The sequence below is a fragment of the Marivita cryptomonadis genome, assembly GCF_002115725.1.
Classification (GTDB): domain Bacteria; phylum Pseudomonadota; class Alphaproteobacteria; order Rhodobacterales; family Rhodobacteraceae; genus Marivita; species Marivita cryptomonadis.
The window spans coordinates 44,294-69,470 of the sequence record NZ_JFKD01000004.1 but is presented as its reverse complement, the minus strand read 5'-3'; the positions used below and the strand labels follow the sequence as shown (position 1 = coordinate 69,470).

Sequence of the window (25,177 nt, the reverse complement as noted above, 5' to 3'; positions counted from 1 at the left end):
TTTTCGCCTGAGGTAGCAAAGTAATGGCCATCTATATTGTAACAGCGTCGAATTGGAATTCGGCGGCGTTCTGGTCCGGTATCACTGAAACCGGAACAGGCCATACGCTCGATTTCTCGGCGCTGGACGCGACATATTCGGTCTCCGTCAATCAAACGACGGGCGTGGTCACGATCGTCAATGGCTTCGACGGCTACACGGTCGGCGAAGCTGGCGTCACCGGGGTGAACGCCAATTTTGGCGGCACCACCCTGCTGGATTACTTCACCACCATTTCAGGTGCGCAAAGCGGCGACCAGGTGACCGGATCGGCCGAGGACGAACTCCTTGATGGCAATTCCGGCGATGACCGCATGGAAGGCATGGCCGGGAATGACACGTTCTACGGCAACGGCGGAGCCGACCAAATGGATGGCGGTGATGGGGCCGATATCCTTTATGGCGGCAGTGGCGGTGACGAACTGTACGGTGGTACAGGTGCAGACCAAATCTTCGGCGAGTCCGACAACGATACGATAGACGCAGAGTCGGGCGACGATTTCGTCAATGGCGGCGCGGGCGCCGACCTGATCTTTGGCGGCGACGGGGCCGACCAACTTGAGGGTGGTTATGAAGACGACTCCGCCGATACGATCTATGCCGGCACCGGCAATGACCTTGTTTTCGGTGGTGGCGGTGACGACTCGATCTTCGGTGAGGCGGGCTTGGACTATCTCGATGGTCAGGCCGGAAACGACTATATCGATGGTGGCTTGGAGAATGACCGTATTCTCGGTGATCTGGGAAGCGATACGATTTTCGGTGGCGGAAGCTACGACACCCTGACCGGTGGCGAGGGTGCTGACCTGATCAACGGCGGCAGTGACGGCGATCATATCTACGGCAATGCTGGCGATACCATCGATGGCGGCGAGACCGGAGATGACTTCGACACTCTGTATGTCTCGTATGTCGATTTCATCACCTACTCCACGGCTGAAAGCGGGACCGTCACCTTCAATTCCGGTGATACGCTGACCTTCACGGGTATCGAACAGGTGGTCACCCTGTCGAATGACGGTATCGTGCAGGGTACGGCCGGCGGCGACCAGATCGGCCAGTTCTATTTCGATGCTGATGGGGACTGGGTCGACAATGGCGATGCCATCGGCGAAGGCGACGGCGATTCCATCCGCGCGGGCGACGGCAACGACACGGTCTGGTCGAATGACGGCGATGATACCGTGCACGGCGAAGGCGGAAACGACCGGATCAATCTGGGCGGCGGCAACAATGTCGCCTTTGGCGGAGCTGGCGCTGACACAATCAACGGCGAATGGCAGAACGACACGATCTCGGGCGACGATTTCATCGCCAGCGGGCCGAACCTGATCGTCAACGGGTCCTTCGAGGACACGACGGGGATGACGACAACAGGCTGGGGCTTCAGTGGCGCAGGAGCCGCACCAGGCTGGACCGATGGGAATGGCTTTGCAGTCGAATTCCACAACGATGGGCGCGGCGGGCTGACCGCGACTGACGGGAGCAACTGGCTCGATCTCGAAGCCAATCCCGGGCAGCAGAACATTGTCAGCCAGACTGTCGCAGGCGTGCAGGACGGGCAGGTCTATGTCCTGACTTTCGACGCCGCGGACCTATCCGACATCAACGATGGGACAACGCAGGACAACCAGCTTCAGGTGATCTGGAATGGGGATGTCGTTGGCACCATCGATGCCAGCGACGGAAGTTGGAGAAACTATGAATTCCACCTGATCGGTGGCTCTGGAAATGGCAGTAACACGCTGGTGTTCCAGGGATTGGGCGATGTCAGCGGAGTCGGTGCATCGATCGACAACGTGCAGCTGTACGAGGGGCTGGAGGCCGCGGGCGACGCTGACAGCATCGTTGGCGGGGACGGCAACGACGACCTCATGGGTGGTTCGGGCGACGACACGATCGATGCTGGGAACGGCGCGGACGAAGTTGTCGGCGGTTCGGGCAATGACTACATTCTTGCGGGTGCTGGCAACGACAAGGTTTATGGCGGCACTGGCCAAGACACTATTCTTGACGGGGCCGGAGATGACCTTGTCTACGGTGGCGACGGCAACGACGTTGTCTACGGTGGCGATGGCGCCGACACATTTAGCGGCAACTTTGGTGCAGATGAGATCCTCGGCGGCGACGGGGCCGATAACCTTCAAGGTGGGCAAGGCAACGATACGCTTCAGGGCGGCAATGACAACGACACACTCCTTGGCGACGGCCAGTGGTTCACTGTCGCGGACTACGCCTCTGGCGGAGGTGCCGCCACCAACCTGACAATCATCAACAGCGCTGATGGTCCAATTGAACTGTGGTGGATCGACGGAACTGGCACAGCGCAACAATATGCCACGATTCAACCGGGTGATACCTTTGTTCAACCGACCTTTGAAGACCACAACTGGGTGCTTCGGGACAGCGACGGATACTGGCTTGAACTGATCGAAGGCGCGCCCAACCAGACCGTGAACTACGGCGCAGAAGGCCTGGATGACAGTCTCGACGGCGGCGCGGGCAATGACATCCTGACCGGCCAGTTTGGCAATGATACGCTTCTGGGCGGCGATGGGTTGGACACGCTGTTTGGCGGCGATGGCAATGATAGCATCAACGGCGGATCGGGGGCCGACAGCCTTCTCGGGCAGGCCGGCAATGACACGATCGTGACCGGGACGGGTCAGGACACTGTCTTTGGCGGCGCGGGAAATGACAGCATCCTTGCCAATACAGGCGCCAACGACAAGCTGGTCTATGGCGAGGACGGCGCAGATACCATCTTCGGCTCGTCTGAGAACGACACGCTGGATGGCGGAGCGGATGCGGATGTCATTTATGCCGGTAACAGTTTCGGCCTAGGCAATAACAGCATCACCGGCGGCGAGACCGTCACCACTGGCACCGATTTCGACACCATCGACCTGAGCACTTTAACCACCGGTGTCACCGCGACCTACTCTGGCGGAGAAGCCGGGACGATCACCGATGGCACCGACACGACCACCTTCTCGGAGATCGAACGACTGGTCCTGACCGATCAGGCGGATGTCGTGAACGGCGGTGGCGGCAACGAGGTGATCGACGCGGGCGGCGGTGATGACACCGTGTCTACTGGCACTGGCAACGACAGTATCCTTGGCGGTGCGGGCAATGACTTTTTGGAGGGGGGCGCAGGCAACGACACGCTGGACGGCGGCGCGGGCAATGACCGCTTCTTTAGCAGTGAAGGGGCCGACACGATCATCGGCGGCACGGGGCGTGACACTTACTTTGCGAGCGATGGCTTTGACGGCGATGTCGTTGATCTGGGCGGTGATGCAATCACCATCAATAATGGTAACGCCGAAGAATTCATAAGTTTTTTCAACGTTACGACCTCTGTCGATATTGTCTACACCTCGGCCACAGGCGGTACTGCGACCTCTGGCGCGGGCGAAAGCCTGACTTTTGACAACGTCGATGGTTGGGAAGGGGCTTTTGACGTTGGCGGGACGTTCGATGCCAGCCTCGCCGGGTTTGACGTCACCTTTTACGACTATGGCGGCATGACGTCCGTTGTCGGTTCGGACTATAATGATTTTCTGGTCGCCTATGGCGCAGATCCTGTAGGCGGCCCCACGGATCGCTTTTACGATGGTGGTGCGGGCAATGACACAATCGACACCGGCATTGGCAACGACACCATCCTTGGCGGCATTGGCGACGATGATATTGTTGCCCGCGCGGGCGACGATGTCATATCGGGTGGCACCGGCGCGGACACGATGCGTGGCGGCGATGACGCCGATACATTCATCACCGAAGACAATTTCGGCAATGACGTCATTGTTGGCGGCGAAGGTGTGTCCACCGGAACCGATTTCGACACCATAGACCTGAGCGCTGTGAGTTCCTCGGTCACAGTCAATTTCACCGCAGCCGAAACTGGCACAATTACCGATGGCACCGACACGATCACCTTCTCGGAGATCGAACGACTGGTCCTGACCGATCAGGCGGATGTCGTGAACGGCGGTGGCGGCAACGAGGTGATCGACGCGGGCGGCGGCGATGACACGGTCTCGACCGGCACAGGCAATGACAGCATCCTTGGTGGGGCAGGCAATGACAGCCTCATCGGTGGTGATGGCAATGACACTGTCGATGGCGGCGCGGGCGATGATTACGTCGCCGCCTTTACCGGCGATGACAGCCTGTCCGGTGGCGACGGCAATGACGACATTTTCTCGTTAGGTGGCGGAAATGACACGCTGGATGGCGGCGCCGATGCCGACCTGATTTCTGTCATGACCATGAGCAACACCACCGTCACAGGTGGCGAGACGGTCACGACAGGCACCGACGACGACACCCTGAACGCAGGCGCAGGCGTCGACATGACGCTGAATGTCTCGGGTGCCGAATCCGGCACGATCACAAATGGCGCGGAAACGATCACCTATTCCGGTATCGAAGCGATCCGTCTTGGTTCTGGCAATGACACGGTCGAGGCAGGCACGGAAAGCGCTGCGCTTAACATCGATGCAGGCGGCGGCGACGACCTTTTCAACGCGGCCTCAACGTCTGGCGACAACACCTTCGAAGGTCAGTCGGGCAACGACACGATCTTTGGCGGCAGTGGCAACGAAACACTTGGTGGTGGCTCTGGCAACGACCAGATCTTCGGCGGCGCAGGCAACGACTCGATCCACAGCGGTGGCGACGCCGACACGGTCGAAGGCGGTCTGGGCAATGATACCATCGATGGCGCGCAGGGCGATGACCTGCTGGATGGCGGAGACGGCGCCGACCTGATCCTTGGTGGCGATGGCGCCGACACCATGTCCGGAGGTGCAGGGTCGGATCAGCTTGTCGGCGGAGGAGATGCCGATACCTTCGTTTTTGCAGACGGCTTCGGCGCCGATACTGTCTCGGGCGGCGATACCGCAACCACCGGCACCGATTTCGACACGTTGGATTTCAGCCAGATCACCACCGGCGGTGTGAACGTCACCTACTCGGCCAACGAGGCGGGGACGGCGACCGAAGGGACAAACTCGGTCGCCTTCACCGAGATCGAAGCCGTGACCCTTACCAACCAGGCCGACATGGTGGATGCCTCGGCCTCGACCGCGGACGTGACGGTTTCGGGTCTCGACGGCAATGACAGCATCACCGGCGGGTCCGGCGCGGACACCCTGCTCGGAGGCGACGGGGCGGATACGCTGAATGGCGGGGCGGGCGATGACCTGATCCAGGGAGACAACACCGCAGCCATCATCACCAATGGCGGTTTCGAAAGTGACCAGACCGGCTGGACCACGGTCGACCCGGAAACCGGCTGGGAAGATACATATCTCGGGAATGGCTCGACCAACAAAATCTTCGAGATGGACGGCGTGTCCGGCCAGACCACTGTGCTGGAGCAGGACTTCACGGTCACGGAGGCGGGGTCGACTTCCGTTTCCTTCGATGCGGTTGTGCGCACTGCAGGCACCGTCGGAGTCGACGGGTTCACCGTCGAGATCCTTGATGACAGCGGCGCGGTGGTCGCGACGTCCACGACCTTGCCGACTTCCAACACCACCTGGGACACCTACAGCCTTGACGCGGTGTTGCCCGCGGCGGGTACCTATACCCTGCGCTTCACCGAGGTGGGCGACGACAACGGTATGGGTGCGTTGCTTGACAATGTGGCGTTCAGCAGCTTCGGAGGCGCCGATAGCATCTCCGCGGGTGATGGTAACGACACTGTGCTGGCGGGTGACGGTAACGATATGCTGGATGGCGGGGCGGGCAATGACCTTCTGTCCGGCGGCGCTGGCAACGATTACTTCGAGTCCGACGCCGGGGCCGACACGATCATCGGCGGCACGGGCATTGACCAATACTGGGTGTCTGGCGGGTTCGATGGGGATGTCGTCGATCTGGGCGGCGACGAGATCGACAACACGACGATGGGATATTCGGAATATCTCAGCTTCGACTTACTCAACTCGACCACAAACATCGTCTTCACCTCCGGCACGGGCGGCACCGCGACATCGGGCACGGGCGACAGCCTGACCTTCGACAATGTCGATGGCTTCGAAGGGGGGGCCGCATCGGGCGGGTCCTTCGATGCACGGCTCGCCGATTTCGACGTTTCGTTCTTCGACTATGGCGGCACGACCCTTGTATACGGTTCGGCCTATGACGATGAACTCAACGGTCAATGGGGTTCGTCTGTCGACCGCTTCATCGACGGCGGCGCGGGCGATGACTACATCTCATCCGCTGGCGGCAGCGACACGCTGATCGGTGGCGCGGGCAATGACAGCATCCTTGGTGGGGCGGGCAATGACTTTTTGGAGGGGGGCGCAGGCAGCGACACTCTGTACGGCGGCCTTGGGCAGGATACGCTGGTCGGCGGCGCTGGTGGCGATTTCCTGCAAGGTGATCAGGATTCCGACCTTGCCGACTACAGCGATTCAGATGCCGCAATCACCATTGTGCTGGATGGCGGCGGCGCTGCTGGATTTGCCGCTGGCGGTCACGCCGAGAACGATACGATTGTCGGCATCGACGAACTCATCGGTTCTGATTTCAACGACTCCCTGACTGGATATGATGCAACCCATCACGGCACACTCAGCAACATTATTGATGGTGGCGCCGGTGATGACACCATTGACGGGCTGGGTGGAAACGACATCCTGATCGGTGGCGTCGGCAATGACAGTGTTCTTGGCGGAGCCGGTAACGACGCTCTAACCGGCAGTGAAGGCGCGGATTCGCTCTTGGGTCAGGACGGCGACGACCTGCTGATAGGCGATGGCCCGGCAAGTACGACAGGCGGTCAGTTCGGTATCTTTGCCCTCGCGAGCGCCGGGACCACAGGCATTCTCAACAACGGCACCTTTGTCTTTGACAGCAGTGCCGCCAGCACCGATGTTCAGGTCACCGATGATGAAACCGCGTTCGAGGATCTCAACAACAGCAGTGGCAGCACACTGGATGCAGGTGCGCCGCAGGTCCTGACGCAGGACATCACCATCGGCTCGAGCACCTATCTCGCGGGCACGTCGATCCACGCGATTGCCCAGTCCGACATCGTGAACGAGACGACGGGCGAAACCGGCAATGCCTGGCTTGTCCAGCTGGGGCCGACCCTGGCTGGCCACGTCTACTGGTCCTTCGACATCGCCGTGAACAATGGCGACCAGATCACCTGGACCTCGTCCAACACTCCGGGTGTTCAGGATCAAGTCTACGCCAACACGACGGGCCTTGAATATATTGACCTGGTTCAAGCCGACGGGCAGTTCCTAGCCTCCAACGACACGCTGGTGGGTGGAATCGGCAATGACACACTGATCGGCGGCGTGGGCGACGACAGCCTCGTGGCCGGTGACGGGGCCGACTCGATCTCGGGCGACGGCGGTTCTGATTTCATCGACGCGGGCACCGGCAGCGACACCGTTGATGCCGGCGACGGCAACGATCAGGTCTTCGCCTGGACCGGCGACGACAGCGTGCTCGGTGGTGCGGGCAGCGATACGGTCTTTGGCCAGGATGGCAACGATACAATCTTCGGCGGTATCGGGAACGATTACCTCGACGGCGACGACGCTGTAGCAGGCGCGGATTCCATCTTTGGCGAAGACGGCGATGACACGATCATAGGGGATGGTGGCAATGACACGCTGTCTGGTGGCAGCGGGAATGACCAGATCTTCGCTGGGGCGGACGATGACATCGTCGTGGGCGGCACAGGCAATGACCAGCTTTACGGCGAAGGCGGCAATGACAGCCTCGACGCAGGCGCGGGCAATGACACCGTCCTTGGCGGCGATGGCAATGACACCATCATCGGCTTCGAAGGCAATGACAGTGTGCTTGGTGGCGCAGGTGACGACGTCATCAACACCCGCACCTCGCCCGGCACGGGCCTGCCGGACGAAGGATATGGAGCCATTGGCAACCCGCTCTATTATCCGGCTGACTCAGATGCGTTCAATGACCGCGACACTGTAGATGGCGGGATCGGCAATGACAGCATCCTGACCGGCGATGACAACGATGTCATTCTGGGGGGTGACGGGGCCGATACGGTTGATGCGGGCTTTGACGACGACGAAGTGTATGGCGACGCCGGGGCGGATTCGCTCGAAGGCAATGAAGGCAACGATACGATCTCGGGCGGTGCCGACGGCGACGTGATCTATGGCGATGTGTCGCCCACCAACCCGGACTACCCCTTCTACACGCCCTATGAGCTGGTCAATGACGGCACGGACCTCGCGCCCAACAACAACGCGGACGTTCTGAGCGGCGATGGCGGCAACGACACGATCTACGGCCAAGACGACAACGATACGATCTCGGGTGGTCTTGGTGACGACGAGATTTACGGTGGCATAGACAACGACTCTGTCACCGGCGATGACGGCAGCGACACAATTGATGGTGGCGCTGGCACCGATTACATCGACGGTGGAACCGGAGCCGATCTGCTTTACGGCGGCACGGGTGACCTGATCGGGCCCAACCTGATCGCTGACGGTTCGTTCGAGGGTGCAACGCCAACATCCCCTGGACAGGTCAATAATCTACCTGACTGGTACAACTGGAACACTGCCTCACCGGACCTGTCTGACGACACAGGGTACGAACCGACTTACAGTTCCAGCGCGGCACCGACCGATGGCACCAACTACGTGTCGATAGTCAGCAACGGCTCAGGGTTTCAGGAGGGTATCTCTCAGGATTTGGCCACGCCGCTTGTCGCGGGCACCACGTACACCATCACGCTGGACGCAGCGGCAGGCGGATACAACAACACGTCGCCTCTTGGGGACAACCTGCAAATCTTGCTCTTTGGCAACGAGACAGCGGGACAAGTTGCTGGCGACAGTGGCCTTCCTCCCGGAGTGCAATTGCTTGGCAGCGCGGATGTCACAACCGACTACAACACCGGCACTATGGGAACGATCACCATATCGTTCACGCCTACGACAGATATCGCCACGTTGTCACTCTCGCTTGAAGACCCGGACTTCAGCGGGGGCTTTGCCGTCCTGACAATTGACAACGTCAGCTTGCAGGAAAACACGGCCCTGCCGGGTGACAACGATACGATCATTGGCGGTACTGGCGATGACACCATCTTTGGGCAGGATGGCGACGATTCACTAAGTGGCGGGGCGGACAACGATATCGTCGATGGCGGTATTGGCAATGACTGGCTGTCGGGCAACTCTGGCAACGACACCGTGCGCGGTGGCGATGGCGCGGACAGCGTGTTTGGTGCCGAAGGCGACGACGTCATGTATGGCGACGCCGGCAATGACAGCATGGAAGGCTGGATCGGCAACGACAGCATGTTCGGTGGCACCGGCGACGACTATATCGACGGGGCCATCGGCGCAGACTCTCTTGAGGGTGGCGACGGCAACGATACGCTTCTGGGCGGCAGTGACGTTGGAAATGATACCCTGCGCGGTGGTCTCGGAGATGACAGCCTCAGTGCAGGCGGCGGTGACGACGTTTTGGACGGTGGCGACGGTGCCGACATCCTGTTCGCGGCGGACGGCAATGACCAGCTTGACGGTGGCGCAGGCAACGACACTCTGGATGGCTGGACCGGCAATGACACGATCACGGCAGGCACCGGCGATGACCAGATCACCGGTGGTGACGGGGATGACACCTTTATCTATGTCGCTGGTGATGGCGTCGACACGATCACCGACTTCAACTTTGGCAACTCCGGCACACTGAATGACGGTGACATCACCAACAACGACCGGATCGATCTGTCGAATTTCTACGACGACATTTGGGAACTGACCGCCGACTTCAACGACGATGGCATCCTGAACCAATCGAACGATGGCGTCGGAGATGTCGATTATTCCAACAATGCAAGTCTGGGTGGCGGCGGGCTGGTCTTTGCCGGGGCAACCGGCAACATGAGCTCTTTCACGGTCGAGAACACCGGCGTGGTGTGCTTTGCCTCTGGCACGCGGATCCTGACCACTGAGGGCGAACGGCTGATCGAAACGCTGCGTGTCGGCGACCGGATCATCACCCGCGACAACGGTGTCCAGACCCTGCGCTGGATTGGAAAACGAGATCTGAGCAAGACGGATCTTGCCCGCAACCCCAAGCTGCACCCGATCCACCTGTCTCCCAAACTGACCGGTGGGGATCTGCCTCTGATCGTGTCACCACAGCACGGTGTGGTGTTCAATGTCGATGGCGAAGAGACCCTTGTTCGGGCGATCCATCTTGCCAGACTGCAAGGTGGCGCTGCCCGTGTGATGCACGGCTGTCGCAAGGTAAGCTATTTCCACATCATGTTCGAGGATCACCAGATCGTCTTTGCCAATGGCGCGCCTTCTGAAAGCTTCTTTCCGGGGCACTTTGCCTTGGCGGCGCTGGAAAGCGACGTTCGCAGCGAAATCTATGAACTTTTCCCAGATTTGCAGCATCACGCAGCAGAACAGAGCTACGGCATGCAGGCCCGCAGCTTTGCACGGTTCTCGCATCTACCGGATCATTTGAACGCGCTTCGCGGGCGGTCGCGTCATAGAAGCGTTCCGGGCGCGGCTATTGCGGCACATGCCCATCGGCCAAATGCAGTCACCCAGCGTCAAGCCGCCTCGTAACGGTTTTGCCTGTCGGAAGATGGATGGCCCAGCGCGTCGATGCGCCAAGTGTGCCCGCTCCGCCCGTGTCGCGCAAAAGCGCGGCAGGGGTCGAGGTGGCGCGCCGCACCGCAGTCCCAATCCCGTCACCCACCTGATCAATCATGACCCGCAAAGCCTTGGCCATTTCAAGGTCCGCCCCCGCAAGTGTGCCGTCAGCAAGCGTCAATCGCTCTGCTTTGCGGAACACGTCCCGGCCGTTGAGGCGGAAGTGGTCAATGTCGGACCCTGCAGGCGCCATAGCATCCGTGACCAGAAAAATTCCTTCAGGTGCCCGGCTTGCCGCGAGCGCGATGCGGATGGTTGCCGGATGCACATGAACGCAGTCCGCAATTAACCCGGCATGCACATCGTCACGTTCCAGCGTCGCCCCGACAAGACCGGGTTTACGACTGCCCAGTTGACTCATCGCGTTGAACAGATGGGTGACGCACCGCACACCGGCATCGAATGCGGCGTGACAGGTGGCGTGATCGGCGTCCGTATGGCCAAGGGACAGGATCACCCCTGCCTCGGACAATCGCCGCATCTGGTCCAGCGTAGCGTTCTCTGGCGCAATGGTCACCTTCAGGTTCGGCAAACGCTCTGCGGCGCGCACCAGCAGTTCCACATCCTCGTCCGTCATTGGCCGGATCAATGTGCCGTCATGCGCCCCCTTCCGCGACACGGACAGATGCGGCCCTTCCAGATGCAGCCCAACAATCCCCGGCACGCGGTCGTCCAACGCCGATGCAACCGCCTCGATGGCGGCGCGGGTCCGGTCTGGCGTGTCGGTGATCAGCGTCGGCAAGAACGCCGCTGTGCCGAGCAGCGCATGGGCGTTGGCGATGGTGTGCAACGTGTCGACGGATGGATCGTCGTTGAAAAGAACGCCCCCACCCCCATTGACCTGTAGATCGACAAAACCGGGTGTGATCAGGCCACCATCCAGCGCCTCGGTCTCACAGCCCTCGGGCACTTCTGTGATTGGAACGATCCGAAAGCCCTCGGCTTGCGACACTATCAGCGCGTGGCCGGTGTGAACCCTGTGCCCGTCATGGATCAACGCGCCGGTGAATGCCTTGGTACGGGTCATCATCGGGTCTCCGTCACTTTCTTGAGGTGGCGCGGTGCGTCCGGGTCTATCCCACGCGCGGTCGCGACCTGCTCGACCGTTGCGTAGAAACTGGCGATGAGGGCAATCGGGTCGGTCAGCGGATGCCCGGTGCGTTCGGTTGGCAGCGATGTTGCGTGCTGCAATTTTGAGGTGGTGCCAAAGACAGTGGCCCCTTTTTGCGCGATCTCGTCGGCCACTTCGGCCAAGGCGGCTTCGGCCTCGTCTGCGGCGGCAAAGGCGATGACCGGAAAACCGCGGTCGACGATCGACACGGGGCCATGCAGTACCTCGGCCGAGGAATAGGACTCGGCGTGAATTTGACAGGTTTCCTTGAACTTGAGCGCCGCCTCGTTCGAAATCGCATAGGCCGGGCCGCGACCCAAACAGAAGATCGAATTTCGCCCCCCTAAGGCGTCTTTTGCAGCTGACCAATCCATACCGATAGCGGCCTCTAGCCGGTTTGGAAGGTCTTGGATTGCCGCGCACAGGGTGGCATCCTCGGCCCATTCCGCCAGTAACCAGACACCGGCAACGGCCGAATTGACAAAGGTCTTGGTCGCGGCAACGCTGAGTTCGGGACCGGCGTGCAACGCCAGTGTATGGTCAGCAACGCCCGCCAAGGGACTGGCCGGAGTGTTGGTCATCGCCACCGTCAACGCTCCGCCGTCACGCGCCATCCGCGTCATGTCGAAGATGTCGGGGCTTTTGCCCGATTGCGACACCGACAGGCAAACACCTCCGGTCAATTGCAACTGACGTTTGTAGATCGAGGCAATAGAGGGTCCGACCGACGCGATGGGTGTTCCGGTCAAGAGTTCAGCCGCATATTTGAGATAGGTCGCGACATGGTCGGACGACCCACGCGCAACGCTAATCATAAACGCCGGATCGCGGGCGCGGATCGCCGATGCGGCGCGTCGAATGTCTGCACTGCCGTGATCAAGCAGGCGCTGCACGGCAACCGGGATTTCCCGCACCTCGCGCCGCATTTGGGTTTCGACAGGTGACATGGTGATGGCCTTTTGTGTCTTTGGGGTCGCGCTAGCGTCCGTACGGATGGCGTGTTCCTTCTGTACGGATCAGTTAGGCCGCAAGCCGCGGCGAACCGCAAGCCGATGGTCGTTCAAGGGGTTCGTGCTCAGGGCTGGATGGCCGAACGGTCAATTCCAAGCGACTTGATCCGGGAATAGAGCGTGGTCGGCTGGACATCCAACAGCGCCGCCGCGCCCGACGCGCCGGACACCCGCCCCCCGGTTTCGCGCAGCGCGGCTATGATATTGCGGCGCATCATCTCTTGCATTTCGGCCTCGGTACGGACGGACGCATTGGTGGGCGACGCCACCTGTCCGCCCCCGCCCAGTTCCAACACCAGCTTGCGATCCCGCGAGACGATGGCGGCGCGTTCGATGACATTGTGCAATTCGCGCACATTGCCCGGCCAGTGATACGCCTGCATCTGCTGGACCACGCGCTCGGTCAGTACGGGCACTGGACGACCGTGGCGACGGCAGGCGAGTTTCAGAAGATGTGCGGCAAGCAACGGGATGTCTTCCAAACGATCCCTCAGCGGCATGCAGGAAATCGGGAAGACATTGAGGAAAAGATACAGGTCTTCGCGGATGCGATTGCCGGACCGTGTGTCCGTCGGTGCATGGGTGGTGGCGGCAATCACCCGGATATCCAGCGGCTTTTCCCGCGTATCCCCAACGCGTGTAACCGTGCTTTTCTGAAGTGCGTGCAAAAGCTTGCCCTGTATTTCGAACGGCAGTTCTTCAACATCGTCCAGAAACAGCGATCCGCCATGCGCCAGTTCGAGTTTGCCCGGCTTGTCCCGCGCGGCGTTGGGCCCTGCCCCACGCACATGGCCGAAAAGCGCAGCCTCTACATCTTCCGGAGCAACAGATCCGCATTTGAAATGAATCAGGGGTCTGCGGGACCGGGGGCTGGCCTTGTGGATCTCGGTGGCGACCAGCGCCTTGCCGGTGCCCGCTTCGCCGGTGATCAGAACGGTGGCGTCGGTGCCTGCCACAAGGTCAATGCGGGTCACGACCTGACGGATCGCGGGCGAGCTTCCGATGATGTCATGGTGTGCCCGTTCTGAGCTGATTGCCTCTTGCAGGTATTCGTTTTCCTGCTCCAGCCTGTCACGCAGCGCCGCCACTTCGTCCAGCGCCTCGCGCAGCTTGCGTTCGCCTTCCTTGCGTTCGGTGATGTCGCGAAAGATGACCACCGCCCCGGCGAGCACCTTTTGATCGTAAATCGGTGTCGAAACATATTCGACACGTATCGGCTTGCCGTCCTTTCGCCAGAACACCTCGTCTTCGATCCGGTGGACCTGTTCAAAGCGGAAAGATCGGTAGATCGGGCATTGCTGCGACGGGTAGATTTCGCCGTTCAGGTGGTGGTGGTGGATCATCGAATGGATGTCCTTGCCCAACAGATCCTGCGTCGTCCAACCCAGCATTTCCTGCGCCGCGCGATTGACGAAGGTGGTTTTGCCATCAGCATTCACGCCGTAAATCCCCTCGCCCGCCGCGTTCAGGATCAGTTGGTTCTGGCGTTCCAGTTCGGCAAAGAAGGTCTCGGCCCGTTTCCATTCAAGAAGCCCCGCACGGTGCAGTTCAGCGGCTTCCGCGATCTGGGTGCGTTTGTCGAATGCATCGAGGTCGGTGAAACTGAGAAGCAGGCACCCCGCCACATCGGGCACGCCTCTTGCTCGGATTTCGCACCGCAGCGGCCGCCCGTCCAGCGTGGTCAGAGGCACATCCCGTGTCCAGCATTCGCCCCGGTGGTCGACCTCTTCGACAAAGACCACGAACTTTGCCAATGCCGCGCCCAGAAAGCCGGAAAAGCGCAATGCCCTGTCGGACGCCATGTCCACACCGAACAATGTGGCTGCAGCCGCATTAAGCGCGACCACCTTGTCCTGAGTGGTGTCGAGAACCAGCGCAGCGTCGGGAAATGCCGCAAGCAGGGAATCAGATTGGTGTCGTTCGTCAAGCATGCGTGCATGATTGCCGCTGCACTGCAGAACAGTCTAACGAAATTTCGTAATTTACGATTTATCGTAAATTATTGTTATCGCTAAAGCTCATCAACATATTGAAATAGTTTTATATTTTCACTTTGAACAAATATGCGGCACTCGGTTTTTCTACCCGAGCCCTGCTGTCAGGATGGCTTCAATCCTTAGGAACTTCCACCAGACAGGGGACTGCACATGACGATCAAAAGCCTTGGAAATCCGTTTTCCGCAGATACCGACCTGCGTCACGGCGCCGATTGCGGCTGCGACAGCTGCGCCTCGGGTCACACTCATTCGCACAGCGCGAAAGACCTCGATCCTACACGCATGTCATCCGAACAAATGCTCGAACGGGCGGTTGAAAGTGCCATCGTTCGATCGGTCTTTGGTCAGAGCGATATTGGCCGCCGATCCTTCATGGGCATGATGGGCGGCAGCACCGTTGCGGCGGCACTTGCTTCGGTCTTCCCGATGAACGAAGCCAAGGCGGCGATCCTCGACAATCTCGGGACACCGGAAAAGACCGACCTCAACATCGGCTTCGTGCCGATCACCTGCGCCACACCTATCATCATGGCACAGCCTCTGGGCTTTTACGAACGCTACGGGCTGAACGCGCAGGTCATCAAAACAGCAGGCTGGGCCGTGGCCCGCGACAAGTCGCTGTCGGGTGAGTACGACGCCTCTCACATGCTGACACCGATGCCGCTTGCAATGACGCTGGGTGCTGGTTCGGTGGCTGAGCCGTACATCATGCCCGCAGTCGAAAACATCAATGGTCAGGCGATTGTTCTGTCCAATGAGCACCTTGACAAGCGTGATCCGAAACAGTGGAAGGGCTTCACCTTTGGCGTGCCGTTCGAATATTCGATGCACAACTTCCTGCTGCGCTACTACGTTGCGGAATTCGGTCTCGACCCGGATGTCGACATCCAGATCCGCGTCGTGCCGCCGCCCGAAATGGTTGCGAACCTGCGTGCCGGCAACCTTGACGGCTACCTGTCGCCCGACCCGTTCAACCAGCGCGCCGTCTGGGAAGGCATTGGTTTTATCCACATGCTGACCAAGGATATCTGGGAAGGTCACCCGTGCTGTGCCTTTGCCGCACCGCTGTCCTTTGCGACCGAACTGCCGAACACTTACGGCGCACTTTTGAAGTCGATCATCGACGCAACGCAATATGCGTCAAACCCCGACAACCGCAAAGAAATCTCGGCTGCGATTGCACCAACCAACTATCTCAACCAGCCGGTTCCTGTGATCGAGCAGGTTCTGACAGGCACCTACGCCGACGGCTTGGGCGAGGTACAAGTGGTGCCCGACCGGATCGATTTCGACCCGTTCCCGTGGCACTCGATGGGTGTGTGGATCCTGACCCAGATGAAGCGTTGGGGCTATATCGAAGGCGACATCGACTACAAGGCCGTGGCCGAGCAGGTCTACCTTGCCGCCGATGCGAAGAAAGTGATGGAAGACCTCGGCTATGAGGCACCGGACATCACTTACAAGTCGCACACGATCATGGGCAAAACCTTCGATCCGGCAGAACCTGAAGCCTATGTCGCCAGCTTCCCGATCGGAAAGGGCTGATCCATGTTGGACAGTCTTTCAATCAACAAGCGCGCCGCGATCTTGTCGATTGCCATGCTGGTGGTGGGCCTCCTGATCTGGGAGGCCGCCATTCCGGCGCAAAAGGCAGTGGGCGAGCTTACCGAATATGAGCGTCTCACAGGTGGGGGTGCCCAAAAAGCGGGTGTCCCCCCGCCCAGTCAGGTGATCGCCAAGGCATGGGCGGAACTGTCCAACCCGTTTTATGACGCAGGCCCCAACGATAAGGGGATCGGTATCCAGATCGGGTACTCGATCTACCGCGTTCTGACTGGATATTTCTTGGCTGCGCTGGTCGCTATTCCGTTGGGCTTCCTCATCGGGATGAGCCAGATCGCGTACAAAGCGTTCAACCCGTTCATTCAGGTGCTGCGGCCCATCTCGCCGCTGGCATGGATGCCGCTTGCCCTGTTCATCATTCAGGATTCAGAGGCGTCAGCAATCTTTGTCATCTTCGTCTGTTCGATCTGGCCGATGTTGCTGAACACGGCGTTTGGCGTGGCCGGGGTACGCAAGGACTGGGTGAATGTGGCACGTACGCATGAACTTGGCCCTCTCAAAACCGCGTTCACCGTGATCCTGCCCGCCGCTGCCCCCACAATCGTTACAGGCATGCGGATTTCCATCGGCATCGCGTGGCTGGTCATTGTCGCGGCTGAGATGCTCGTGGGCGGAACAGGCATCGGCTACTACGTTTGGAACGAGTGGAACAATCTCGACCTGACCTCAGTCATCTTTTCAATCCTCATGATCGGCGTTGTCGGCATGTTGCTGGACTCGGCCTTTGGCGTCCTGCAGCGCGCTGTCGCCTATGCCGAATAAGGAGACACCTCATGGCGAAACCTTTTCTCAGTATCGAGCGATTGACCCAGCACTACCCGGATGGCCAAGGCGGCACGATGACCGTCTTCGAAAACGCCAGCTTCGGGATCGAAAAAGGCGAGTTCGTTTGCATCCTTGGTCATTCCGGTTGTGGCAAGTCGACGATCATGAACATCCTTGCCGGATTGGCCGAACCGTCTTCTGGCGTGGTCAAGATGGACGGGTTCGAAGTATCCGGACCATCACTGGACCGCGGCGTGGTGTTCCAGAACTATTCGCTGCTGCCGTGGTTGTCGGCGCTCAAGAACGTGACCTTTGGCGTCAAGGCACGCCACCCGGATTGGAGTGTCGAGCAAGTCGAAGCGCACGCCCGCGACTACCTTGCCAAGGTTGGTCTTGAAGGTGACGTCGTGCACCGCAAACCCAGCCAGTTGTCGGGTGGCATGCGCCAGCGTGTGTCGATTGCACGGGCCTTTGCCAACCAGCCCAAGCTGCTGCTTCTGGATGAACCGTTCGGTGCGCTGGACGCGCTGACACGGGGCACCATTCAGGAAGAGCTGATCAAGGTCTGGGCCGGCACCGAGCAGACGGTGTTCATGATCACCCATGACATCGACGAGGCGATCCTACTGGCGGACCGCATCTTGCTGATGACCAACGGGCCGTTTGCGCGTGTGGCGGAGTCGGTCGAGATCACCATTCCGCGTCCGCGTACCCGGACCGAGATCGTGGAACATCCGAACTACTATGCGATCCGCAACCATCTGGTGCACTTCCTTGGCCAACGCTCCAAGGAACTGGCGGGCAAGCAAAGCGACGATGCCGATCAGCGACCGGAAACCGTGCGGATCGACAAGACAACCGCCGAAGACGAACCCAGCGCACCGCCGCCCTTGCGGGCGGTGAACGACTGAACCTCTGGAATACGATTGTGACACATCAGGAAACCCCGCGTGCGCCCCTACCCCCGTTCTCGTTCGAGGACGCGGTACAGAAGGTGCGGATGGCAGAGGACGCGTGGAACAGCCGCGATCCAGCCAAGGTGGCGCTGGCCTATACGCGGGACACGGCGTGGCGTAACCGCGACACGTTTCTGAATGGGCGGGCCGAGGTCGAGGTTTTCCTGACCGCCAAGTGGGCCAAGGAAAATGGCTACCGCCTGATCAAGGAAATCTGGGTGCATGACGGCAACCGGATTGCCGTGCGCTTTTGCTACGAATGGCATGACGAAAGTGGTCAGTGGTTCCGTGCCTACGGCAACGAGAACTGGGAATTCGACGCGCTGGGGTACATGGCCGTGCGCCACGCCTCGATCAACGACGTTCCCATCGCGGTGGCCGATCGCCTGTTTCACTGGCCGCAGGGCCGCCGCCCTGACGACCATCCGGGCCTGACGGATCTCGGGCTCTGACACGCAAGATTTAACATACGACCAAGGAGGAACCCCAATGAAAGACAATTACGAGGTGCCAGTCATGATGACCAAGGAAGACGTGACGATGATGATCCTGTCCGCCAAGAAGCAGGCGGGCATGACATGGGAGGGCATCGCCGAGAAGATCGACATGTCTCCGATCTGGACACATTCGGCCTGTATGGGGATGAACGCCTTTCCCAAGGACAAGGCAGAAGCGCTGGTGTCAGTGATGGGCCTGCCGCAAGAGGCCGCCAGCGTGCTGGAAGAGCCGCCCACCAAGGTCTGGGAACAGTCGGTTCCGACCGATCCCTGCATCTACCGCCTCTATGAGATCGTCGGCGTCTACGGCCCAACCATCAAGGCGCTGATCGAGGAAAAGTTCGGCACCGGCATCATGTCGGCCATCGACTTTGACATGCAGCTGACGCGCGTGCCGCATGAAAAAGGCGACCGTGTGAAGCTGGAGATGTCGGGCAAGTATCTGGCTTATAATTCCTGGTAAGCCAGCCTGCGCTGCCCGGTTCTTGCGGATCGGGCGGCGCTCTTTGGGTCAGGCGATCGCCTTGCCCTCTGCCGCCCAGATGGCCCCACGCCGGATCATCTCGGTCACTTGCGGCACTTTCAGATCGTCCAGTTCGTGGCCGATCGAGCAATAGAACACCCGCCCTTTGTCCCAGCGCCTGGTCCACGTGACGGGGATCACCGTGCCTTCGATCCACCATAGGTGATCGCCGGAAAAGGTGGTCGTGGCGAGCACATTGTTCGACGGATCTGTCAGCATGTAATACTGCTCTGATGTGATGCGGAAACTGCGGATGCCTTCGACCAGCGGGTGATCCGGCTGGCAGATGCTCACGTCGTAGTTAATATAATCCTCGCGCGGTTGCAGGTTGTCGGGCCATCCCGGCGGGTGCGCAACAAACTGCCCACCGATGAGAAAGTGATATGTGGGCCGGTCGCGGAACGCATCGCCCATATGTCCGTGCCACCCTGCCAGCCCGCAGCCATTGCCGATGAGCTTGAGCAATCCGTCTTCCTGCAGTTTGGTCATGTTGCCAAACTCTTCTTGATGGCCCGACCTTGCGGAAGACCAGATCGGAGTGATCAGATCGAGGTCGGCCAGATCATCGGGGCGTTCCAATGGTTCGAGCGTGTCGTAAACGTCAACCTCGAACCCGTTGGTCTTCAACAGATCTTCATACCAATCGGCGAAATGTGTGGGCGTGTGGCCTTCCCAGCCACCGACAAAAAGCGCGGCTTTCATTCAGAGTCCTTTCGCATGAAGTTCAACATCGCCGCCATGTCGCGTGCGCCGAAACCGGCTTGCTCTGCCCGGCGCAGCGTATCGAGCGTTACCGCGCCTTGCGGCATCAAAGTACCAAGAGATGCGGCCAGTGAGGCGGTGACCTCCATGTCCTTGCGGGCAAGGGACACAGTGAAGGTCACGTCGTGATCGGCTTCGTTCAGGTAAAGCGGTTTGCGGTAGGACAGCATCGGGGCCGCCGCCGCACTGTTTTCGATCACTTCGAACGCGGCTGCGGGCGCGATCCCAGCCGCCTCGCTCAGGGTCAGAGCTTCGGCCAAGGTCTGGTTCAGTCCGTGGATCAGCGAATTGACCGCGAGTTTCATCACAGCACCTGCGCCTGTCTGGCCAAGACAGATCGTCTTGCGTCCCAGCGCATCGAAGACTGGGCGCAGCGGCCCTGCTGTGTCTTCCGAACATCCGGCCATGATCAAAAGCTGCGCATCCGCCGCCGCTTGTGTGGCTCCGGACACTGGCGCGTCGATCACCGTGCAGCCCTCGGGTGCAGCCTTGGCCAGCGATCGTATGTGATCGGGCGACATCGTGCCCATTTCGATGAACACCCGCGCGCCCTGCCCCGCGAACAACCCGTCCGGCCCCAGATGCACCACATCTGAGGACGGGTCATCGGCCAGCATGGTTACCACGACATCGGACGCATTTGTGAGAGCAGCTGGAGTCTGCGCAACGGCGCAACCTGTTTTGTCTGCCAGCGTCCGCGCCTTGTCGGGTGACCTGTTCCAAGCAGTGACCACATGTCCTGCGGCCACAAGGTTCGCGGCCATATGCGAACCCATACGGCCCAGCCCCGCGAATCCGACGCGCATCTCAGGCGACCTTGTCGGCAGTGATCCCGGAGATGGCTTGGATAAGGCTGTCTTCTGTCACCTCGTCCGAGGTGAATTCGCGCATGACCTTACCGGAATACATCGCTACGATCCGGTCGGACACATGCAGCACTTCTGGCATTTCCGAACTGATGACAATCACCGCATAGCCCTGCGCCGCCAGATCGCGGATCAGGTTGTGGATCTCGGATTTGGAGCCAACGTCGATACCGCGTGTGGGTTCATCCACGATCAGCACTTCGGGACGCATCGACAGCCACTTACCAATAACGATCTTCTGCTGGTTGCCACCCGAGAGGTTGCCGACGGTCTGTCGCCAACCAGGTGTGCGGATGTCCAGCTTGTCGCGGTATTGATCAAAAATGGCGATCTCAGCGCCATCGCTGACAAACGGACCCGCTGTCAGGTCATCGACCTGCGGCAAGGTCATGTTGTCCCGGCAGTTCATGCCAAGAACAAGCCCCTGCCCCTTTCGGTCTTCGGGAACAAGGGAAATTCCGTTGGCAATTGCGTCGATTGGCGATTTGATCCGCACCTCTTGCCCGTTCAGCAAGATTTGCCCGGCAGAGGGATCGCGAAGCCCAAATAGGGTCTCGGCAATCTCGGTCCGGCCTGCGCCGACCAGACCGTAAAAACCCAGAACCTCGCCTTTGCGGACGTTAAAGCTTACATCCTGATAAAGCTTGCCGCAGCTTAGCCCGCGCACTTCGAGAGCCACATCGCCCATTTCGTGATGGCTTTCGTTGCGCGACAGATCAAGGCTGCGCCCGATCATCAGTTTTGTGACTTCTTCTTCATCTGTCTCGCGGGTGTTCAGAGTGCCGCGATACTGACCGTCGCGCAGAACGCTGATCCGGTCGGTGATCTTGAAGATCTCTTCCATCCGATGCGAGATATAGATGATGCCGACGCCTTTGGATTGCAGGTCCGAAATCACATCGAACAAGACCACCTTTTCGGCATCTGTCAGAGACGCGGTCGGCTCATCAAAGATCACCGCCTTGGGGTCGACCGTCAGGGCGCGGGCAATCTCGACCATTTGCTGGTTGGCGATCGATAGGTCCCCAACCCGCGTTTTCGCGTCAAACCCGACATTGAGCGTTTTGAGGATGGCGTTTGTGTCTTCGTAAAGCTTAGCCCAGTTGACACGACCAAAGGATTTTAGCGGCAGTTCGCCAAGCCAAATGTTTTCGGCCACGGTCAATTCGTCGGCAAGGCTGAGTTCCTGATGGATAAACACCACGCCCTTGGCTTTGGCCTGCACCGGGGTGGTCATCACCGTTGGTTCTTCTTCGATGAAGATGCGGCCTTCGTTGGGTTGCAGGATACCGCCCAGCACCTTCATCAGCGTGGACTTGCCCGCGCCGTTTTCACCCATCAGCGCGTGCACCTCACCGGGCAGGACGCTAAACGACACGCCGTCCAAGGCGCGGACACCGGGGAAAGTCTTGACGATGTCTTCAAGCCGCAGAACCGGGGTTTGATCGGTCATGTCTTCAACTCCTCTTTGCCCTTGCGGTTCAACTGGCGATCCAAGAACAAGACGGCGATCAGGATCAGACCGATGACAAGGTTCACGGTTTCCGTGTCGGCCCCGATATGGCCCAGACCTTTGCGCAAAAGCTGGATCGCGATGACGCCGCCGAGGGTGGAAATGATCGACCCGTAGCCGCCGGTGAGCTTGGTTCCACCCAGCACAACCGCCGTGATTGCCCAGAGTTCATAGAGCATCCCATCATTCGGGTTCACCGAGCCGGATTCCGAGTAGAACACCACCGCAGACAAGGATGCGAGAAACCCGATCAGCATGAAATTCCACAGGAAATGCGGGCCGACGCGGATACCGGCGTTCACGGCTGCTTCGCGATTGTTGCCGATGGCATAGGCGTTGCGGCCATGTACCGTCTTGGTCATCAACAGCCACAGCAGCAAGGCCGCGCCCAACAGGAACCACGTCGCGGTGTGCAGGCCCAGAAACTGCGCTTCGGCAAAGTCGACGAGCGTCCAGTTCAGGTGGCTGGTGGGTTGTTCACCATTATACATGAAGACCAAGCCGCGATAGCCAAGCATGGACCCAAGTGTCACGATGAAGGCATCGACACCGGTCTTCCACACGATCAAACCGTTGATCGCACCCAGAATGGTTCCTGTCAGCAGGGCAAACACCCAGGCCAGTGGGATCGCCCAATCGCCCATTGCCTGCATGAAGGGCCACGTCATGCTGTCCAGAAGGATGATGGCCGACAAGGCATAGGTGGCACCGACCGACAGGTCGATATTGCCGTTGATCATGATGATCGTCATGCCCAACGCGATGATCCCGATGGGTGCAGATTGCTTGAGCAGCAACAGCATGTTGTCGAAATCCATGAAGGCGCTGTCCGAGACCGACAGGTACGAGCCCGCGATCGAAAAGAAGATCAACTCGACCACGATGAAGGCCCAAATAGCGCCTTGCTTGAGAAGGGTGTCCTTGTTCATCACTCTGCTCCCTACGCGATCTGCGACAACAGACGGCCGCGCTTGGCCGCGATATCCAGCCAGACTGCAAGGATGATGATCACCCATGTGACGACGTACTGGACGTAAAACGCGAGGCCCATGAGCAGAAGTCCATTCTGGATAAAGCCAAGGATCAGAACGCCGATCACGGTTTTGAAGATGGTCCCCGACCCACCCAGCAGCGACGCGCCACCAAGAATGACTGCCGCGAGCACTTCAAGTTCTAGCCCCTGCCCCACAGTATTCTGGCTGCCAAGGCTTCGGCTGGCTTGCAAGAGACCGGCACAGGCCACGCAAAAGGACGAGATCAGGTAGGTCAGAAACACGATGCGCGCACGCGGGATGCCCGAGAACGTTGCCGCCTTGCCGTTGCCACCGACCGCATAGACCTTACGGCCAAAGGGGGTCTTGGACAGAATGAGGCTCAGAACGATCGCAAGTCCGGCGAAGATCAGGATCGGCACCGGCACACCTGCAATGTTGCCTTGTCCAAAGACCGAGAACCACGTGCCGCTTTTGTCGGCGATGTCCATGTTTTGACCGCCGGACCACGTCAATGTCAGCCCGTGGATGGCCGAAAGCATGCCAAGCGTGACGATCAGTGAATTGAGTTTGAGATACCCGACAAGAAACCCGATGAAGGCCCCCAACCCAAGGGTCAGCCCAAACATCGCCGGGATCGCCAGTGTCGGCCCGATCTTGTCGTGCAGATCCAGCACCACAATGGTCGAGAAAGACATCATCGATCCGACAGACAGATCAAGATTTCCACCGATCACCACAAATGTGACACCCAGGGCCATCACGCCAAGAATGGCTGAAGAGCGGATCACGCCCGAGATATTGTCCACTGCGATAAAGCGTGGATTGGCCAGCGCAAAGCCGATCATGAAAACGACAAAGGCAATCAGGATGCCCTGTTTGGCAAGGACTCTTCCGATGCCCTGTTTCGTCAGTTCTGCCATGTGTTCCTCCCAAAGGTGCGGGCGGGATCGCCGTCACACCAAAGTCATTCCACCGTCGATCATCACGATCTGGCCGGTCATGTAGTCACTGGCGGAAGAAGCCAGAAACGTCGTCGTTCCGGTGATGTCTTCAGGACGTGCAACGCGTCCTTTCAAAATCTCGGACGAGAACTCTTCCATCGCCTGACCGGGGCGTTCTGCGGCCCCTATTGCCATCAGATCCTGATCGACCTGTTCCCACATCTCGGTTGCAACGACACCGGGGGCGAACCCCGTCACAGTGATATCATGTTTGGCCAAGTCGCGCGCACCGGACTGCGTCAGCGATACGACGGCCCATTTGCTTGCGCAATACGGTGCGACATTGTCGAACCCTTGGCGGCTGGCGATGCTTGCCGTGTTTATGATCTTGCCACCACCACCTTGGGCGATCATCTGCCGGGCGGCTTCCTGCATGCCGATCATGCAGCCCAGCCCGTTGATCCCCATGATGAAATTCCAGTTATCCTCGGTCACGTCGAGGAAATTCATCGGCTTGTTCACACCTGCATTGTTGAACTTGACGTCGAGCCGTCCAAAGGTATCGACCGCGTGGGCGATCATCGCCTTGACCTGATCGCGGTCAGTCACATCAACGGATGCGTGCGTCACCTTGCAACCGGCTTGCGCCGCCCGTTCCGCGTTTGCATCAGCGACTTCAGATACTTTTCCCGCGTTGATGTCCGCAAAACAGACATTCGCGCCTTCGACCAAGAGCGCTTCACCAATCGCGCGGCCAATGCCTTGCGCTGCACCGGTCACGATACACGACCGACCCGAGACTCCTGCCATCTCGCCCATCCCTATTTTTCTTTTGAAACGTACAAAACGCGCGAGGCGGACGTGCCGCCCCGCGCA

General features: G+C 59.6%; 15 protein-coding genes. 6 read left to right on the top strand and 9 right to left on the bottom strand.

What is annotated here, in order from left to right; genetic code table 11:
* Positions 1 to 23 precede the first annotated feature (23 nt).
* Complete coding sequence (locus MCRY_RS23340; protein WP_085628540.1) at positions 24 to 10,655, top strand: Hint domain-containing protein; 10,632 nt, start codon at positions 24 to 26, stop codon at positions 10,653 to 10,655.
* Here MCRY_RS23340 and nagA read toward each other — a convergent pair.
* The 3 genes from nagA to MCRY_RS05750 form a co-directional block, all read right to left on the bottom strand.
* Positions 10,630 to 11,772 (bottom strand): N-acetylglucosamine-6-phosphate deacetylase, encoded by a 1,143-nt coding sequence (gene nagA / locus MCRY_RS05760; RefSeq protein WP_085628539.1) that lies wholly within the window; start codon positions 11,770 to 11,772, stop codon positions 10,630 to 10,632. The genes MCRY_RS23340 and nagA overlap by 26 nt on opposite strands.
* Positions 11,769 to 12,800, bottom strand: a complete 1,032-nt coding sequence (locus MCRY_RS05755) for an SIS domain-containing protein (protein WP_085628538.1) — start codon at positions 12,798 to 12,800, stop codon at positions 11,769 to 11,771. The genes nagA and MCRY_RS05755 overlap by 4 nt, the downstream gene beginning before the upstream one ends.
* Before the next feature lie 128 nt (positions 12,801 to 12,928).
* Positions 12,929 to 14,794 carry a sigma 54-interacting transcriptional regulator gene (locus tag MCRY_RS05750; protein ID WP_085628537.1) on the bottom strand — a complete coding sequence of 622 codons (1,866 nt, stop codon included), beginning with the start codon at positions 14,792 to 14,794 and terminating at the stop codon, positions 12,929 to 12,931.
* Positions 14,795 to 15,010: 216 nt separating this feature from the next.
* On the opposite strand from MCRY_RS05750, the gene MCRY_RS05745 reads away from it, so the two are divergent.
* From MCRY_RS05745 to cynS, 5 genes are read left to right on the top strand one after another with little or no spacing between them, the layout of a single operon-like run.
* Positions 15,011 to 16,405 (top strand): CmpA/NrtA family ABC transporter substrate-binding protein, encoded by a 1,395-nt coding sequence (locus MCRY_RS05745; RefSeq protein ID WP_085628536.1) that lies wholly within the window; start codon positions 15,011 to 15,013, stop codon positions 16,403 to 16,405.
* A 3-nt stretch (positions 16,406 to 16,408) separates the two neighbouring features.
* The gene (gene ntrB, locus MCRY_RS05740; RefSeq protein WP_171046082.1) at positions 16,409 to 17,245 is read left to right on the top strand and encodes a nitrate ABC transporter permease; all 837 of its coding nucleotides are present in this window, start codon (positions 16,409 to 16,411) and stop codon (positions 17,243 to 17,245) included.
* An 11-nt stretch (positions 17,246 to 17,256) separates the two neighbouring features.
* Positions 17,257 to 18,159, top strand: a complete 903-nt coding sequence (locus MCRY_RS05735; protein WP_085628535.1) for an ABC transporter ATP-binding protein — start codon at positions 17,257 to 17,259, stop codon at positions 18,157 to 18,159.
* A 17-nt stretch (positions 18,160 to 18,176) separates the two neighbouring features.
* Entirely contained in the window at positions 18,177 to 18,656 is a 480-nt protein-coding gene (locus tag MCRY_RS05730) for a nuclear transport factor 2 family protein (RefSeq protein ID WP_280523421.1), read from the top strand.
* Positions 18,657 to 18,693: 37 nt separating this feature from the next.
* Positions 18,694 to 19,164 (top strand): cyanase, encoded by a 471-nt coding sequence (gene cynS, locus MCRY_RS05725; RefSeq protein ID WP_238939779.1) that lies wholly within the window; start codon positions 18,694 to 18,696, stop codon positions 19,162 to 19,164.
* Positions 19,165 to 19,212: 48 nt separating this feature from the next.
* Here cynS and MCRY_RS05720 read toward each other — a convergent pair whose 3' ends face one another.
* The 6 genes from MCRY_RS05720 to MCRY_RS05695 are packed head-to-tail and all read right to left on the bottom strand — an operon-like array spanning position 19,213 to position 25,111.
* Positions 19,213 to 19,926, bottom strand: a complete 714-nt coding sequence (locus MCRY_RS05720) for a ThuA domain-containing protein (RefSeq protein WP_085628533.1) — start codon at positions 19,924 to 19,926, stop codon at positions 19,213 to 19,215.
* Positions 19,923 to 20,792, bottom strand: a complete 870-nt coding sequence (locus tag MCRY_RS05715) for an NAD(P)-dependent oxidoreductase (RefSeq protein ID WP_085628532.1) — start codon at positions 20,790 to 20,792, stop codon at positions 19,923 to 19,925. The genes MCRY_RS05720 and MCRY_RS05715 overlap by 4 nt, the downstream gene beginning before the upstream one ends.
* A gap of 1 nt (position 20,793) precedes the next feature.
* Positions 20,794 to 22,305 (bottom strand): sugar ABC transporter ATP-binding protein, encoded by a 1,512-nt coding sequence (locus MCRY_RS05710; protein ID WP_085628531.1) that lies wholly within the window; start codon positions 22,303 to 22,305, stop codon positions 20,794 to 20,796.
* Positions 22,302 to 23,294, bottom strand: a complete 993-nt coding sequence (locus MCRY_RS05705; RefSeq protein WP_085628530.1) for an ABC transporter permease — start codon at positions 23,292 to 23,294, stop codon at positions 22,302 to 22,304. The genes MCRY_RS05710 and MCRY_RS05705 overlap by 4 nt, the downstream gene beginning before the upstream one ends.
* Positions 23,295 to 23,305: 11 nt before the next feature.
* Positions 23,306 to 24,280 (bottom strand): ABC transporter permease, encoded by a 975-nt coding sequence (locus MCRY_RS05700; protein ID WP_085628529.1) that lies wholly within the window; start codon positions 24,278 to 24,280, stop codon positions 23,306 to 23,308.
* Positions 24,281 to 24,313: 33 nt separating this feature from the next.
* The gene (locus MCRY_RS05695; protein ID WP_085628714.1) at positions 24,314 to 25,111 is read right to left on the bottom strand and encodes an SDR family oxidoreductase; all 798 of its coding nucleotides are present in this window, start codon (positions 25,109 to 25,111) and stop codon (positions 24,314 to 24,316) included.
* Between the last annotated feature and the right edge of the window lie 66 nt (positions 25,112 to 25,177).

What these genes read in the sequence shown, in the direction of transcription:
- MCRY_RS23340 (WP_085628540.1), top strand. Translation starts at nt 24, where the DNA reads ATGGCCATCTATATTGTAACAGCGTCGAATTGGAATTCGGCGGCGTTC.
- nagA (WP_085628539.1), bottom strand. Translation starts at nt 11,772, where the DNA reads ATGATGACCCGTACCAAGGCATTCACCGGCGCGTTGATCCATGACGGG.
- MCRY_RS05755 (WP_085628538.1), bottom strand. Translation starts at nt 12,800, where the DNA reads ATGTCACCTGTCGAAACCCAAATGCGGCGCGAGGTGCGGGAAATCCCG.
- MCRY_RS05750 (WP_085628537.1), bottom strand. Translation starts at nt 14,794, where the DNA reads ATGCTTGACGAACGACACCAATCTGATTCCCTGCTTGCGGCATTTCCC.
- MCRY_RS05745 (WP_085628536.1), top strand. Translation starts at nt 15,011, where the DNA reads ATGACGATCAAAAGCCTTGGAAATCCGTTTTCCGCAGATACCGACCTG.
- ntrB (WP_171046082.1), top strand. Translation starts at nt 16,409, where the DNA reads ATGTTGGACAGTCTTTCAATCAACAAGCGCGCCGCGATCTTGTCGATT.
- MCRY_RS05735 (WP_085628535.1), top strand. Translation starts at nt 17,257, where the DNA reads ATGGCGAAACCTTTTCTCAGTATCGAGCGATTGACCCAGCACTACCCG.
- cynS (WP_238939779.1), top strand. Translation starts at nt 18,694, where the DNA reads ATGAAAGACAATTACGAGGTGCCAGTCATGATGACCAAGGAAGACGTG.
- MCRY_RS05720 (WP_085628533.1), bottom strand. Translation starts at nt 19,926, where the DNA reads ATGAAAGCCGCGCTTTTTGTCGGTGGCTGGGAAGGCCACACGCCCACA.
- MCRY_RS05715 (WP_085628532.1), bottom strand. Translation starts at nt 20,792, where the DNA reads ATGCGCGTCGGATTCGCGGGGCTGGGCCGTATGGGTTCGCATATGGCC.
- MCRY_RS05710 (WP_085628531.1), bottom strand. Translation starts at nt 22,305, where the DNA reads ATGACCGATCAAACCCCGGTTCTGCGGCTTGAAGACATCGTCAAGACT.
- MCRY_RS05705 (WP_085628530.1), bottom strand. Translation starts at nt 23,294, where the DNA reads ATGAACAAGGACACCCTTCTCAAGCAAGGCGCTATTTGGGCCTTCATC.
- MCRY_RS05700 (WP_085628529.1), bottom strand. Translation starts at nt 24,280, where the DNA reads ATGGCAGAACTGACGAAACAGGGCATCGGAAGAGTCCTTGCCAAACAG.
- MCRY_RS05695 (WP_085628714.1), bottom strand. Translation starts at nt 25,111, where the DNA reads ATGGCAGGAGTCTCGGGTCGGTCGTGTATCGTGACCGGTGCAGCGCAA.